Source organism: Aliiglaciecola sp. LCG003, from assembly GCF_030316135.1.
Lineage (GTDB): Bacteria > Pseudomonadota > Gammaproteobacteria > Enterobacterales > Alteromonadaceae > Aliiglaciecola.
The window spans coordinates 693,966-709,503 of the sequence record NZ_CP128185.1; the positions used below are offsets into that span (position 1 = coordinate 693,966).

The following is a 15,538-nucleotide window of genomic DNA, read 5'->3' on the forward strand; positions in this document are numbered from 1 at the left end:
GGAATGCCAATCTCGTCGATCATTCGTTGATTAAAGCCAATTCTTCCTTTATCTGTTTAATCGACTTAGCAAACGGTTGAGCGCTATTCATGCCGGCTGGGAGATCAAGCGCATAATCTCGCGCTTGCTGCAAAGTTTCAAATGTTTTTCGATCAACTATTACATGCCAATCACCACCAAAGCGCTTTGTAGTATACAACCAGACTAAGTCGGCTAAATTATTATTGCTTATGTATCGCTGCGCATCTTCTAAGTCACTCATTGCCGCAAGTTGCAGCGCAAATCGTTCGTTGTCCAGTTCCATCAAAGGATGAGTTACAGCTGAGGCAACTTCAATTTGGGCTTCAACATTCATATTTACAGTGATTGGCTCAATTGGAGCCGCAGGACTGTCGTTGTCTTGCTGCTGTTCCCTCTTTCTCGATGCTTCACTTATTTTGCTAATCTCTGTTTGCCAATCCGTTACCGTTTGTTGCTTATCATTTATCGTGACACCCATGTTATCTTTTTCAATGGCAGAGACTTTTTCCTCGGCTTTAGATAGGAAGGGAGAAATACTCGAGGGCTCTTTTGACTTTTTGATAGCAAAACCGTTTATCATGGGTGTCATGATAGGGGGTACATTCTGATTTTGGCTTTTACTAATAATAGGGGGGGCGTCCTGGCTTAGACTATGGTTGGGAATACTAGCACTGGCGGTGACATTACTTGACTGGCTGTCAGTATAGTTAAAATTTGGGTCGAGGAATTCGTAAAATTCTCGAGGGTATTGCCAAAATAAAATGCTTAAAAACAGTATTACAAACAGCGTTGCAGCTAAGTATTTAAACCAGCGTGATTTTATTAATGGTGCCCCGTAGCTCGGCTGCAAGGCTTTACGGTCAACAATCCTCTGAGAAAATAGCAATCTATTTTTTGCTATGAGCGTGTCTAGCTCAGAGTCGGTTTGGGTTGCCTTGATTAAATCTGAACTCAATAAAATAGGTGTACCGCTGTTATTTTTAGAAAGGACTGATTTTGCCTCAAGCGCCCAGTCAGATGCACCAAAGAGCAATACATTGATATGTCTATTTTGTTGTTCCACCTTATTGCTCTGAACAAGCTCCCACAGTTCTTGGATACAATTGACTGACATATGTTCTGCAGGGAAAATACAAATTAAAATTGGACCTGACTGTGGGGAAAGTTGTGAACGTAATAGCTCACCAAGTGATGTTGCGCTGTCGGAGTATTGGAGGCCTAATTGGCGACATATTTCGCGTTTAAAATCGCTATCGTTCCAACTACTGTCTGCATTTAAGTAGGCGATCTCGGTATTTTCATGTTGTTGGGAAATAAAGAGCTGAAGAGACGCTTTTTGCTTTGAAATACTATCACTGCTAATAAAAATTAGCTGACTTGAGTAAGAAACAAGATATTCTAATCGACTTTGCAGTTCGTTTTCAGCCACTTTATGCACTCAGACTTATGATTAACCCAATATTTCTTTAAGTAAGCTCACGTCAATATCGCTAGTCACCGAAGCTTCTCCTAGACGGTTAGGAATGACAAATCTGATTGAACCTGATTTCACTTTTTTGTCGTGTTGCATATGCTTAGCAAAATGTGAGTAGTCCATATTAGCTGGGGGAGATATTGGCAGCTTGAATTTTGCTATCAACGCTTCGACTCTAATTAGATCAGATTCACTTAACCAACCTTTGTGAACCGCCACTTTAGACGCAATGATCATTCCAACTGCAACAGCTTCTCCGTGCAACCACTTTCCATATCCTTGTTCTGCTTCTATCGCATGTCCAAAGGTATGGCCTAAATTTAGAATTGCACGTATACCTTTCTCTGTTTCATCTTCAGCTACAATTTGTGCTTTAATTTCACAGCATCGAGTGATGGTATATTTTAGATGCTCTTCAGAAAGATTGTTAAGTAAATCTGCGTGCTTTTCCAACCACGAAAAAAATTGGTAGTCGTAAATGATCCCATATTTGATGACTTCGGCCATACCGGCTGCGAATTCACGTGCAGGCAGTGTTGATAGTGACTCTATATCTATTACTACCGATTTTGGTTGGTAGAAAGCGCCGATCATATTTTTACCCAATGGGTGGTTCACTGCTGTCTTACCGCCAACGGAAGAATCGACTTGAGATAATAAAGTAGTCGGAACTTGTATAAATGGCATTCCACGTTGATAACTAGCCGCAACAAAACCAGTCAGGTCACCGACCACTCCACCGCCTAATGCTAACAAAGTTGTATCTCTAGAGGATTTGAGTTCGAGTAACTTAGTAATGACATAATCAAATTGCTGCAGATTTTTGTGTTGTTCACCGTCTGGAATGCAAACCACATCAACTTCATAATCCAATAAAGCCAATAACAATTTATCCAAAAGGAGTGGTTTCACTACATCATTTGTGACTACTACTACTTTGTTGGAGCTAATGCTTGAAGCAAAGCTTTGAGAAGATGAGAGTATGCCGCTATCGACATTTATAGGGTAGCTGCGCTCACCCAACTTTACAGTAATTGTTGACATGAGCATGCAACCCCTCAGATTGAATTCTAAAAACTATAGACCGATCTTCGCGATAATTTGATTTGCGACGGCCCGGGCACTTTGATCATCGGTATCGACGATATAGTCAGCCACTTCTTCGTACAACGGATTTCTGGAACCAGCGAGTTCCTTTAATACAGCCTCAGGGTCATCGTTCTGCAAAAGAGGTCTGCGTTTATCTCTTTGAGTTCTTGCCACTTGCTTATCAATTGTGGTCTGTAAATAGACAACAATTCCGCGAGCAGATAAACGATTTCTTACTATCTTGCTAACTACAGAGCCGCCACCGGTCGCTAATACAATGCCTTGCTTGTCGGTAAGGTCATTGATAACACCTTCTTCCCTCACTCTAAAGCCATCTTCACCTTCAAGATCAAATATCCAGGCTATATCAGCCCCTGTACGTCTTTCAATTTCTTGATCTGAGTCGAAAAACTCTAAATGAAGTTCGTCGGCGAGATGCCTACCTATAGTGCTTTTGCCGGCTCCCATTGGGCCAACAAGAAAAATATTACGTTTTTCAGCCATTTTTGCTTTTATCACAACTTAAGTTGATTGGGTTTTCGTAGCCCAATTTTGAATAAACCAGACCTCGTCGAAATTTCGAGAGCGGGATTATCTCAGTTATGCGTATGCATATGCAAGTTTTGTTAACACCTAGTTGCACTTATTCGTCTTCTAGGTCATCCCTGTGGCATGACATCCACGTTTTTAACATGGGTGTCATTTTTTCAAATGCCTTAAAAATCTGGACCTTGGGTACAGTAGCAATCCAATTTCGACATGATATCTTGCTAGTTAAATTCATTTTACTTTTCAGATTTAATAATGCCTAGAAGTCGAAAGTCACAGATAAATCTAAGTTCAACTGCTTACTATCATTGTGTTTCACGATGCGTAAGGCAATGTTTCTTGTGCGGATTCGATAGTCGCTCGGGCATAGACTATGAACATAGAAGAGACTGGCTAGAAAACAGAATACTGCAGCTCGGCTCAGTAATGAGTATAAATGTGTGTGCTTATGCTGTCATGAGTAATCACACTCACTTAGTGCTTCATATTGATTCTGAGCAGGCTGCATCATGGAGCAATTTTGAAGTGTTAACAAGGTGGCATGCACTACATAAAGGCACTCTGTTAACCAGTGCGTATCTGAGTAAGGCCTCCAGGAATAAGATGACAAGCATGGAGATAGCTAGTGTCGAAGATGTTATTGAAATTTACAGGAAACGCTTATGCGACATTAGTTGGTTCATGCGGCTACTCAATGAATATATCGCGAGGAAAGCGAATAAAGAGGAGAAAAGAGTCGGCCGCTTTTGGGAAGGAAGATATTATTCCCAAGCATTGCTTGATGAAGCCGCTTTACTTACATGTATGGCATATGTGGATAATAATCCAATACGAGCTAATATGTCAGATCACCCTAAGCGTTCTGATTTTACAAGTATAAAAATGCGAATGAATACAAATAATCATTTTAACAATAGCTTAGCTTCTTTTGAGGATACGATCGGCCTATGTGGGATGGAATTTCGATTACCCTTTCGGTACGCAGACTATTGTAAAATTGTCCAAGACACAGCCAAAGTAATTATCGAGCAAAGTAAAGATATTCATGATGTTTTAATACAAGATAAACTGACCATAAACGGCTCGAAATGGCTTGAATTAAATTTGCACTTAGAATCACATTTTAGCTATGCCATTGGTACAGCGTTGAGTCTGGATCGTTATCGAAAGAATTGTAACTTACAAAGAGTAAAGGGGAGGGGGCAAGCGAAACGGTTGTTTAATATGTGAAGGGGCTTCCAGTCGTATATTGTTGGCAAATCAGGCTATTCTCAAATTTTTCTTATCAAATCTTATAAAACCGTCAATTTCCCAAAAATAATTTAATGATTTTCCAAGCTAAAAGTTAAGTTTCATACTGTTGAATGGTGAGCATGTGGTTATTCACACGACAGTCAAAACATATGACACCCATCTTATAAACATGGGTGTCATATATTGGGGATTTATTTTTTAAGGTTGAGGTTACAAAGAATCAGATAGAATTTTAGGTGTCACGAAAATAAGTAATTCGCGTTTTTCGTTGATCTTTTGTGTGTTTTTAAACAGGTTACCAACAAAGGGTAAGTCTCCCAACAACGGAATTTTTGTTACATCATCGGCGGAGGTTTGTTGAAAAATACCACCTAAAACAATTGTTTCACCATTTTCTACCAATACTTGCGTACTAATCTCTTGAGTATCTATAGCCACCGCGGGTCCGGTAGAGGTTGAAACTGTTTCCCCTCGGGTGTCTTGGGTGACTACCAAGTCGAGTATAATTCGGTTATCTGGGGTGATATGTGGTGTTACTTTTAAACTTAGTACCGCTTTCTTAAATTCGACAGAAGTTGCGCCACTAGAAGTCGCTTGAACGTAAGGTATTTCTGTCCCCTGTTCGATGTAGGCCTCTCTTTGGTTAGCAACGGTAATCCTAGGACTGGCAATTATCTCGCCTTTGTTTTCAGATTCCAACGCTGAAAGCTCTAAATCAATAATGGTGCCATCAACCAACCGAGCTATTTGTAAGCCGATTCTTCCCGCTGGGTTTGATGCCGGCAAATTAACATTTAGACGATTAGTAAGGGAAGGAAATCCTCCCGCCGCAATGGTATCCGCACCTTCAATTGAGCCTGAGATGCCACCATCACTGGTTCTGTCACTGAAACCCCATCGTACGCCAAGTTGCTCATCAACATTGTCTCGAACAGTGACCATTCTGGATTCAATTAAAACTTGTTTGATTGGGATGTCCAAAGCCGTAATCATCGTGCGTGCTTCTTCAATAGACGTTTGTGTGTCGCGCACTAATAAAGTATTGGTTCGCTCGTCTATAGTGACCGAGCCTCTGGGGCTAAGTATGCTGGCATCTTCAGATTTTAAAATATTGGCCATTTCAGATGCTTTAGCATAGTTAATTTGTATGTTAACTGAACTTAACGGTGCTAAATCGGCCACCTGTTGCTTAGACTGAAGCTCTTGAGTTTCTCTTGCGGTCAATTCTTCTGCAGGAGCAATAAGCAAAATATTGCCTTCCAATCTCTTATCTAATCCTTTTATTTTCAGGATCATTTCTAGTGCTTGGTCCCAAGGCACACCCGACAAACTAATGGTTACGTTGCCCGTCACTGTATCAGTAGTAACCAAATTGAAACCATTAACTTGAGCAATGATTTGTAACACTTGGCGCACAGGCACGTCCTGGAAGTCTAGCGAGATAGGGTCACCAGAAAAAGCATTTTCACTTTTGGTTTCCGCTGATTCAATGGCTTGCTCAATTTCTAAAATCAAGGTCTTTTCGGTCTTTTTGTGTGTATATGAAGCCTTTTGAACAAGGTCAAAAATCACCCGGCTTCCACTCGATTGTTGGAAGGTTTCTATATTTGTTACCAAGGTAGCGAAATCGGCAACATCTAGTTTAAATAGTTGTTCGTTACCCAACTTTACTGAGGGTAGCGTCAGCACAATTTGGTTTTTCTTTTGCGAAATCTGCATTTGATAATCAGCAGTCGAAAAATCCAAAGTGACGCGAGCTCCGCCGGATGATGTTCGCTTGAAGTCAACATTGGTTAATTCTGACTGTAAGGTGGATGCTATGGCTTTTTCTGTGTCTACCAATACCGGTTGGGAAGTTTCCTGGCCGAAGGATTTCAATGAAACAAATGACACTGCCATTATCCCAAAAGTAAGCCAATACCAAGTTGAATTGCGCTTGTTCAGCTTCTTGTTAAATATAAAACGTTCAGACATTGTCATTTTCTCCTGCCTGTGAAGACATACTCAGTGTAGCTTTGTTTTCCTGCCAGCAACCGGCTCCATCGGGCAACATTTCAGTAATGAAAATTTCGCCTTCAGAAATTGATGTGATTTTTCCAAAAAACAAACCGATATAATCCCCTGAAGTCACTTTATGCAATGAGCCGTCATTTGCGCTCACCAACGCCCATTGCTTACCTCTGCTGGTAAAGGTTCCTGATACGGATAATGCGTCTAAGCCAAAAGCTTCAAGAGGTTGTTTTTGTCGACTAAAATTAGGTTGTAAACAGTTATCTTTTTTTGTCTCCATGGATTGGATTGCCACGCTTCGAGGCCTAACGAAAGGACTCCTCATATCAGCCGCTTTATACTCAAAAGCAGGCATTGTATTGAACTCAGGATAGGGTTCAATGTTGACGGGTGTACTTTGCTTGACTTGCACGACATAACTAACCAAGTCATCTGTTTGAGCGTCACAGGCTGATATTATAAGAGTGGTTATCACTATCAAGATTTTCTTCATTGTGCCTGCTCCGATACTGCTGTGCGATATGTCTTCGCCTGCAGTTGCAATCTTAACTCTCCTGCTTCTTGCGAGATATCAAAATTATGCAAAGTAACAATTCTAGGTAAGCCTGCGATATTGGATACGAACTGGCCAAATTCATGGTAAGTGCCAATAACCTCCATTTGGATAGGCAGCTCAGTATAAAATTCTTTTGGTATTTCCTGTTGCCAGTTGATTAATCTGAAGGTCAGGCCCGCCGTAGTGCCCACAAAGGTTATATCGTCTATGAGCCCTGGAGTTTCGTTGCTCGTTGGCAACGATTTCAACATAGATGAAAAATCGTCCTCGATACGCTGCAATTGCTCCTCATAAGCCTTCAGATTGACAGCGATTCTATACTTGGCTGCGAAGGTTGATTTGAGTTCAGCTTCTTTTGCTTGAACTGTATCTAACACCGGTAACTTCGAAGAGATTAGCGCATAATAGCCGCCAACGGAGACCAATACTGCTACGAAAATTGCTACTACGGTTTTTACTTCAAACGGCCAATTAGCGACTTGCTCGAAATCGAGCTCGTTCATTTCTTTGAGTTTTTTGAAATCAAACTTCATCTCTGAACCTCCGGGGTTTCAGAAAAATTCGGTGCGATAGAGGAGTTTATAGAAAAGGTTAATTTAAATTCACTCACTGCATCTAGTGCCGACGTGTCAGCAACAATTGAGGATAACTCGCCATTGCCGAAAATTTTCGACTCCTCTATGTTTCGCATAAAAGATGATAAGCGATTATTTGATTCGCTCTTGCCACTCACCTCAACAATGTTTCCTTGACGAGAAAATGTTCTAAAGGAAATCCCTGGAGGGACGATTCTCGCTAGCTCATCGAAAACAATAGGGGCGACATTTCGACTTGTTTGCAATTGTTCGATCAATGCCATTTTTTGTTCAATGGCTTTTTTAGATTCTTTAATATCTTTTATTTTGGTAATTTCAGCGTCTAAAACTGCAATTTGGCCTTCTAGAAAGGAATTTCGTTGGTTCTGGTTGGCAATTTGGCTGTCGATTAACATGCCAACAAGCCAAATAACAATCACCACAAACAACGCTACAGCGAAAAGCAAGGTCAAGAATTCTTTTTTCTGCTGTTGGCGTAGCGCTTCACGCCAAGGTAAAAGGTTTATATGTGACATGGTGCAAAGCTCCTCGCCGCTAAACCGGCCGCTATGGCCAATTGAGGAGCGACTTTGTCTACTCCTTGTTGAAGCGCTTTTTCGGAAATTTGCATCTCAGCAAAAGGATTAAATACGCTAACGGATACTGCCAATTCGTGTTCTAAATCTGTGGCTATTTCCTCGATGTTGGCTCCTCCACCACATATCATTATGGCTTGTGGACGTTCCGAGTGAGTAGAGCTGATATACATTTGCATCGCTCTGCTTATGTGTTGATTCAGGTTGGCAAGAAAAATGGGAAAGGTATCTTGACGCCAAGTGGCCGGCAATTCACCGTTGAGTAATTGTCGTTCGGTTTCCTGCTTTTCTAAGGTGTGGATAATGCTTAAGTCTTGAATCAGACTGTCCATGCCAAAAGAGTGTTCTTTGCTATAGATGACTTGGTTATCTTTGACTACGCATAATTGAAGCAATGATGCTCCGATGTTTAAACAAATAATAGGCTCGTCGTTTTGCTGCTTGGCAAAGCTGCAAAGAGCATTACCTAATGCGTAACCTTCAATATCCATCACTTTGGGTTCAAATTGGATTTCTCTTAACAGGGTTACTCTGCTGTCAACCATGTCTTTGTGCGCCGCGCTAAGTAAAACATCAACCTTTCCAGTGTGGGTCTTACTTTCGCCGATTTGCTCAAAGTCAATGTAGACTTCCTCTAAAGGGTATGGAATCAAGCTGTCGGCTTCAATTTCTATCTGGCCCTCAAGTTCAAAATCTTGTTGATCTGGGTCCATATAAACTATTTTTGTCAACACAGTAGAGCCAGATATGGCAACAGCAACATTCTTATTCTTGGTTTTCATTGCCATTTTTACTTTCTTAAGCGCATTACCAACTGCATCGAAGTCTTTGATCTCTCGATCAGCAAAAGCATTGCCGATAATCTGCTCGCATGCGAAACTCTGGACCTTGATTTGGCCACCGTCTGATTCGAACAACACGGCTTTTACAAAGCGTGTTCCGATATCTAGACCTATCATTTGTGACACTTTTTTCTTAAAAAGTTCTTTAAACACAATTAGTTCCGAATCATTCTTGTTACCTTAGTTTTACCATTATTACCTATTTTTTAGAATTATATGGTTCTAATAACGGTACATAGGTATAAAATATAGGGCGTTTCGTTAAATTTACCTTGGTAGAATCATTTTTGTGAAGTACATCAAACTGTTAATTATATTGAGTATAGCTGGAATTCTCATTGCTACAGCATCGATTGTGGGTATGTATTACTATATCAAACCCGATCTTCCAAGCGTAGAAGTTTTAAAAGACGTCCGTTTACAGACGCCGATGAAAATTTATACGCAAGATGGCCAGCTTATTTCTCAATTTGGTGTCAAGCGACGCATTCCCTTAGAGCTAAAAGACGTCCCGCAGCAATTGATCCACGCCGTACTTGCTACAGAGGATAGTCGATTTTACGAGCACCCTGGTATAGATCCTATCGGCATGGCGCGAGCTTTAGTTAATTTGATTGTCACCGGTGAGCGAGGACAGGGCGGAAGTACCCTAACCATGCAGTTAGCCAGAGGTTTTTTCCTCACGAGGGAAAAAACCTATATTCGAAAAATTAAAGAAATGTACATTGCATGGCATATGGAAGGATTGTTATCTAAAGATGAAATTTTAGAGCTTTATCTCAACAAAGTAGAGTTAGGACATCGTGCATTTGGTTTTGGCGCAGCCGCACAAGTTTACTACGGTAAATCTGTGCAAGAGTTAACCTTGGATGAAATTGCCACTATAGCAGGCCTACCAAAAGCGCCATCTACGCTAAATCCTATTAGCTCCCCTGAACGCTCTAAACAGCGTCGAAGAATAGTACTACTAAGAATGTTAGATGAAGGTTACATCACTAATGAGCAGTTTCACGAGGCCGCTGATGCGCCAGTTGAGGCTGAACTGCACGGCGCAGAAATTTCTTTTGATGCTCCCTATTTAGCGGACTTAATTTATAACGAAATGGTCGAATTGTATGGAAAGGAAGAGGCGGAGACCGGTGGTTACCAAGTGTTTGCCACCGCACCCGCTAAAATTCAGCTCGCCGCTCAGCAAGCCGTAGTGGCTAATATTCATGATTACGATGAGAGACATGGCTATCGTGGACCTATTCGCACCTTGTGGACTGAGCAGGAGTCTCAAGATTTATCCGGTGGCTTAGATACGGTTGATAATACACCTTGGCAACAAGAACAATTACTTGACGTGTTGGGTACTTACAATTCAATTGGTGAGTTACATCCAGCGGTGGTGACGCAGGTTAATGAGCAAACTATCGATGTATTAGCCGAGAATAATGAATCCATAAATATCGATTGGCAAGGCTTACATTGGGCCCGTCCTTATATTGACGATAATAGACAAGGCCCTGATCCTAAGGTTGCAAGTGACATTGTGAAGTCAGGTCAGCTTATCTGGATCCGTAAAAAGGCGGACCAAAGTGGCTGGCAGCTGTCCCAACTGCCTCAGGTGGCAGGCGCATTTGTTGCGCTAGATCCCCATAATGGTGCGGTTCGGGCAGTTGTGGGTGGCTACAGTTTCTACCAAAGCCAATTCAATCGCGCGACGCAAGCGAAGCGTCAAGTGGGTTCAAACATCAAACCTTTCATTTATTCAGCGGCAATTGAACACGGCTACACATTGGCAAGTATCATCAATGATGCGCCAATCAATCAATGGGATGCCAGTACCGGAACGGCATGGCGCCCGCAAAACTCCCCTGCCGTATACGACGGCCCTATTAGAATGAGGGTAGCACTAGGAAAGTCGAAAAACGTTGTGTCAGTTCGACTATTACGTGCCATCGGTATAGATGCGGCAGTCGACCATCTCACTAAGTTTGGTTTTGACCGTGCTGAGATCCCAAGAGATGAAACACTATCCCTAGGCTCAGGCTCACACACCCCACTTGAAGTTGTGACTGGAATGGCGGTTATCGCCAATGGAGGGTATTTTGTTCAACCACACTTTATTGATCGAATAGAAGATGAATACGGTCAAGTTTTGTGGCAATCCAATCCGTCTGTAGCCTGTGAATTGTGTGAACTTCAGGAGTCTGCTGCAACTACAGTTAGTGGTGAAAATGAAATTAGTAACCCTGCAGATGGTGAGCTTTCAGGACGGGAAATAGAAGCTTTGCTGGCGGCAGAGTTGGGAGGTTTATCTAACGATCCCGATGCTAAAGCTGTCGAACAGGTGCTAGCAGAACGCGTTATACCAGCTCAAAACGCTTTTCTAGTTAAAGAGATGATGCGAACCGCGGTAAGAGGGAATGGTCGGTGGAGCAAAGATCCTGCAAAAAATACTTACTGGTTAGGAACGGGGTGGCGGGCTAGAAATATACTAGGTAGAACCGATCTGGCGGGTAAAACGGGTACTACCAATGATTCAAAAGATACCTGGTTTAGTGGCTTCGCACCTGGACTCGTAGCAACCTCATGGGTAGGTTTCGATAATATGAGCCGAACTTTGGGTAAGATGTCACGCAACCAGAATCTCATCAATGACAATCCTGAAAAATTTAATTGGATAGGAAATGCGATGATTGGTACCGAAAGTGGCGCAACTGCTGGTCAGCCAGCGTGGATACGATTTATGCAAATAGTGCTTGAAGGCGTCCCTGAGGAAGCAAAACCTATACCTGAAGGTATTGTTACTGTTCGGATTGACCGCGCCACCGGAAAACTGACTACAAGAACAGATTATACATCGATATTTGAGTATTTCATTCGCGGCACTGAACCTGAATCATCAGTTCAAAAACTGCCTATCATCGACCCCTTTGAGACGGAAGAAAATGATGAAGTTGTTCCTGAAGATATATTCTAGACATCTGACCAGATAAAATGATACTGAGTTTACTGCCACATCGGCTAAACTGAGCGGCTACAATAATGATCACCTACACATACCTCTGAGCAATTATTGTCTCAGAGGGTTGGAAAAGTACCTTATACTATGAGTAATTCGTCTAAACATTTGTACATCCCCCACGCAGGACCTGCCTTACTTGAAACTCCATTGCTTAACAAAGGTAGTGCGTTCACTTCCCGCGAAAGAGAAACCTTTAACTTGACGGGGTTATTGCCACCTCGTTACGAAAGTATTGAAGAACAAGTTGAACGAGCTTACCTGCAATATTCTAGTTTTACGGCGCCAATCAATAAACATATTTACCTCCGGGCCATTCAAGATAATAACGAAACATTATTTTATCGATTAGTACAGTCACATATCAAAGAAATGATGCCGATTATTTATACTCCTACGGTCGGAGATGCCTGCGAACAATTTTCTGATATTTATCGAAGTTCTAGAGGTTTATTCGTCTCCTACTCAGAGCGCACTCAAATAGACGACATTCTACGCAATGCCACTAAGCGCAAAGTTAAAGTGATAGTGGTGACCGACGGCGAACGAATATTAGGGCTCGGGGATCAAGGGATCGGCGGTATGGGTATCCCAATTGGCAAACTTTCATTGTATACCGCGTGTGGGGGGATCAGTCCTGCGTATACCTTACCGGTTATGTTAGATGTGGGCACCAACAACCAAAAATTATTAGATGATCCTATGTATATGGGCGCCCGACATAAACGCATTGGACAAGATGAATACAATGAGTTCGTCGATATATTTGTCCAGGCTGCCCAGAGACGATGGCCAGGGGTTATCATTCAATTTGAAGATTTTGCCCAACCTAATGCGATGCCACTGCTTGAGCGATACCGAGATCAGGTTTGCTGTTTTAACGACGATATTCAGGGTACTGCTGCGGTTACGTTAGGCTCAATTCTGGCCGCATGTCGCAGTAAAAATGTAAAACTCAGCGAGCAAAAAGTTGTATTTGTGGGTTCAGGTTCCGCAGGTTGTGGGATTGCTGAAATGATCATTAGTCGGATGTGCCAAGAAGGCATTGAAGATAGCCAAGCGCGCAAACAAGTCTTTATGATAGATCGCTTTGGTTTACTAACAAATGGTATGGAAGGTTTGCGTGATTTTCAGCAAAAATTAGTTCAGTCAGAAAGCGACCTAAAGGGCTGGTCTTTGAAAGGAAGCTGGGCATCGTTGCATGAAGTGGTTGAAAACGCTAAACCAGATATCTTAATTGGTGTTTCTGGACAGCCAGGATTGTTCACTGAGGAAGTAGTCAGAAGCATGAAGGCAAATTGTGAGTTGCCAATTATTTTCCCGTTGAGCAACCCTTCACGACAAGTTGAAGCGACACCTGAGCAAGTCATACAATGGACGGGTGGGAAAGTTATCATTGCAACCGGTAGCCCATTTAGTGCTGTGGAATATAATGGTACAAGTTATCCCATCGCACAATGTAACAATAGTTATATATTTCCAGGTATCGGTTTAGGTGTCATTGCCAGCAAATCAAGATTGATTAGCGAGGAGATGTTAATGGCTACCAGCGAGGCCCTAGCAGATGCTTCACCTCTTGCGAATAATGGTGAAGGTGCATTGTTGCCACCATTGACAGAGATCGCCAATTTGAGCAAAGGTATTGCGTTTGCAGTTGCCAAAGTAGCTCAACGGCAAGGCTTAGCTCTGGAAACAAGTGATGAGCTATTGCTGGCTAGTATAGATGCGAATTTTTGGCAACCTGAATATCGTGAATACAAGCGAGTCAGTATTTAAATACATCAAAGACAAGTTCACTTATTACAAATGGTCGATTTATCGGCCATTTTTTATGAACGTTTTATGCGCAGGAGGCATGGAGCCTTTTATCATGACACCCATGTTTATATCGTGACACCCATGTTTATATCATGACACCCATGTTTATATCGTGACACCCATGTTTATATCATGACACCCATGTTTATATCATGACACCCATGTTTATATCATGACACCCATGTTTATATCGTGACACCCATGTTTATATCGTGACACCCATGTTTATATCGTGACACCCATGTTTATATCGTGACACCCATGTTTATATCATGACACCCATGTTTATATCCCCATGTTTATATCATGACACCCATGTTTATATCATGACACCCATGTTTATATCATGACACCCATGTTTATATCATGACACCCACATTTATCAGGTGGCATCCACATCAAAAGGCTAAGGTGAATGTGGCGATTAGCGCAAATCTAGTTTGAATACTTTGGAGTTTCTTTGGTAGTTGTATAAGCGTTTTTTAGATTCAGGTAAGGTCTCTACGTTTGCTAACACAAAGCCTTGCTCTTGAAACCAATGTGCGGTTACCGTAGTTAGTACGAATATGCTATCTAAACCTTGCTGCAATGCGCGCTCTCTTATCGCTTCAAGTATCCGTTCACCTCGATTTTTTCCGCGATAATCTGAATGGGTGGCAACGCAGGCGAGCTCGCCAATTCTCTCGTCTCTGTAGGGATATAGTGCAGCACAGGCGACGACCATTCCATCTCGTTCGATAAGGGTGAATTGTTCAATTTCACTTTCGAGTAACTCTCGCGAGCGTTTTACCAAAATACCTTTTTCTTCAAGAGGGTTAATTAATTGCAGGATACCGCCCACATCTTCTATTTTCGCTTGTCGTAGCTGCTCATAATGACGTTTTGAAACTAACGAGCCTGCACCATCTCGAGTAAACAACTCTTGTAGTAAAGCACCATCAGTTTTATAACTAACGCAGTGGCATCTGGGGATCCCAGCCTCCAAAGCATGATGAATTCCGGTTAAAATCGCGTGTTGACTATGCTGCAAAGGTTCATTAAGCATGTCAGTCAATTGAGCGGAATCGATATTGCGACGAAGTTTATTCTGCTGGTCAACAATTCCCTCCTGCTCAGTGAAAATAACTAGTTTATCCGCTGACAAAGCGATAGCCGCTTGGGTTGCAACATCTTCATGAGAGAGATTAAAAACTTCACCAGTCGGGGAGTATCCCATTGGTGAGAGCAAAACTATCGAACCATCTTGTAAGTGATCATTGATACCGTTTACATCAATGCGTCGCACCAATCCGGTATGTTCATAATCTATACCGTCTCGAACGCCCATGGGCATTGCAACCACTAAGTTGCCTGAACACACCCGAATTTGCGCCCCGTGCATAGGGGAGTTTGCCAGACCCATTGTCAGCAATGCTTCGATCTGCGACCTTACCGAACCCGCTGCATCTTTGACTGATTCTAGGGTTTGTTTGTCAGTGATACGGATGTCATTGCAAAAGCGTTTCTCTACACCACGCAAGGCGATACGCTGATCAATTTGTGGGCGTGCACCATGTACAAGTACCAATCTGACCCCTAAGCTATTGAGCAGTGCAATATCGCTAATAATGTTAGCGAAATTCCCATCTTCAATGGCTTCACCCCCGAACATCAAAACAAAGGTTTTACCCCTGTGCGCATTGATATAAGGAGCAGAGTTGCGAAATAGTTTAATACTGTCGATATCTGACATCACCATGATAAT

Annotated in this window: 12 protein-coding genes; 3 read left to right on the forward strand and 9 right to left on the reverse strand. The window is 42.1% G+C overall.

Annotated elements, in window-relative coordinates; all coding sequences use genetic code 11:
• Positions 1-19 precede the first annotated feature (19 nt).
• The 3 genes from QR722_RS02930 to aroK are packed head-to-tail and all read right to left on the reverse strand — an operon-like array spanning position 20 to position 3,088.
• Complete coding sequence (locus QR722_RS02930) at positions 20-1,450, reverse strand: hypothetical protein (RefSeq protein WP_286285258.1); 1,431 nt, start codon at positions 1,448-1,450, stop codon at positions 20-22.
• A gap of 21 nt (positions 1,451-1,471) precedes the next feature.
• Positions 1,472-2,539, reverse strand: a complete 1,068-nt coding sequence (gene aroB, locus QR722_RS02935) for a 3-dehydroquinate synthase (RefSeq protein WP_286285259.1) — start codon at positions 2,537-2,539, stop codon at positions 1,472-1,474.
• Between the two features lie 33 nt (positions 2,540-2,572).
• The gene (aroK, locus tag QR722_RS02940) at positions 2,573-3,088 is read right to left on the reverse strand and encodes a shikimate kinase AroK (protein ID WP_286285260.1); all 516 of its coding nucleotides are present in this window, start codon (positions 3,086-3,088) and stop codon (positions 2,573-2,575) included.
• Positions 3,089-3,559: 471 nt separating this feature from the next.
• On the opposite strand from aroK, the gene QR722_RS02945 reads away from it, so the two are divergent.
• Positions 3,560-4,363, forward strand: coding sequence for a transposase (locus QR722_RS02945; protein ID WP_286285261.1), 804 nt, complete (start codon positions 3,560-3,562; stop codon positions 4,361-4,363).
• 234 nt (positions 4,364-4,597) lie between these two features.
• On the opposite strand, the gene QR722_RS02950 is transcribed toward QR722_RS02945, so the two are convergent.
• The 5 genes from QR722_RS02950 to pilM are packed head-to-tail and all read right to left on the reverse strand — an operon-like array spanning position 4,598 to position 9,083.
• Positions 4,598-6,361: a type IV pilus secretin PilQ gene (locus QR722_RS02950; RefSeq protein WP_286285262.1), complete on the reverse strand. Its 1,764-nt coding sequence runs from the start codon at positions 6,359-6,361 to the stop codon at positions 4,598-4,600.
• A complete protein-coding gene (locus QR722_RS02955; RefSeq protein ID WP_286285263.1) occupies positions 6,354-6,890 on the reverse strand; it encodes a pilus assembly protein PilP in 537 nt (178 codons plus the stop codon). Before QR722_RS02955 ends, QR722_RS02950 begins: the two co-directional genes overlap by 8 nt.
• Positions 6,887-7,486: a type IV pilus inner membrane component PilO gene (locus QR722_RS02960; protein WP_286285264.1), complete on the reverse strand. Its 600-nt coding sequence runs from the start codon at positions 7,484-7,486 to the stop codon at positions 6,887-6,889. The genes QR722_RS02955 and QR722_RS02960 overlap by 4 nt, the downstream gene beginning before the upstream one ends.
• Positions 7,483-8,064 (reverse strand): PilN domain-containing protein, encoded by a 582-nt coding sequence (locus tag QR722_RS02965; protein ID WP_286285265.1) that lies wholly within the window; start codon positions 8,062-8,064, stop codon positions 7,483-7,485. The genes QR722_RS02960 and QR722_RS02965 overlap by 4 nt, the downstream gene beginning before the upstream one ends.
• A complete protein-coding gene (pilM, locus tag QR722_RS02970; protein WP_286287539.1) occupies positions 8,052-9,083 on the reverse strand; it encodes a type IV pilus assembly protein PilM in 1,032 nt (343 codons plus the stop codon). Before pilM ends, QR722_RS02965 begins: the two co-directional genes overlap by 13 nt.
• A gap of 172 nt (positions 9,084-9,255) precedes the next feature.
• Here pilM and QR722_RS02975 point away from each other — a divergent pair, with 172 nt between their 5' ends.
• Positions 9,256-11,934: a penicillin-binding protein 1A gene (locus QR722_RS02975; RefSeq protein ID WP_286285266.1), complete on the forward strand. Its 2,679-nt coding sequence runs from the start codon at positions 9,256-9,258 to the stop codon at positions 11,932-11,934.
• 129 nt (positions 11,935-12,063) lie between these two features.
• A complete protein-coding gene (locus tag QR722_RS02980) occupies positions 12,064-13,752 on the forward strand; it encodes an NAD-dependent malic enzyme (protein ID WP_286285267.1) in 1,689 nt (562 codons plus the stop codon).
• A gap of 466 nt (positions 13,753-14,218) precedes the next feature.
• Here the strand turns inward: QR722_RS02980 and argA are convergent, their stop codons facing one another.
• Positions 14,219-15,532: an amino-acid N-acetyltransferase gene (gene argA / locus QR722_RS02985; RefSeq protein WP_286285268.1), complete on the reverse strand. Its 1,314-nt coding sequence runs from the start codon at positions 15,530-15,532 to the stop codon at positions 14,219-14,221.
• Between the last annotated feature and the right edge of the window lie 6 nt (positions 15,533-15,538).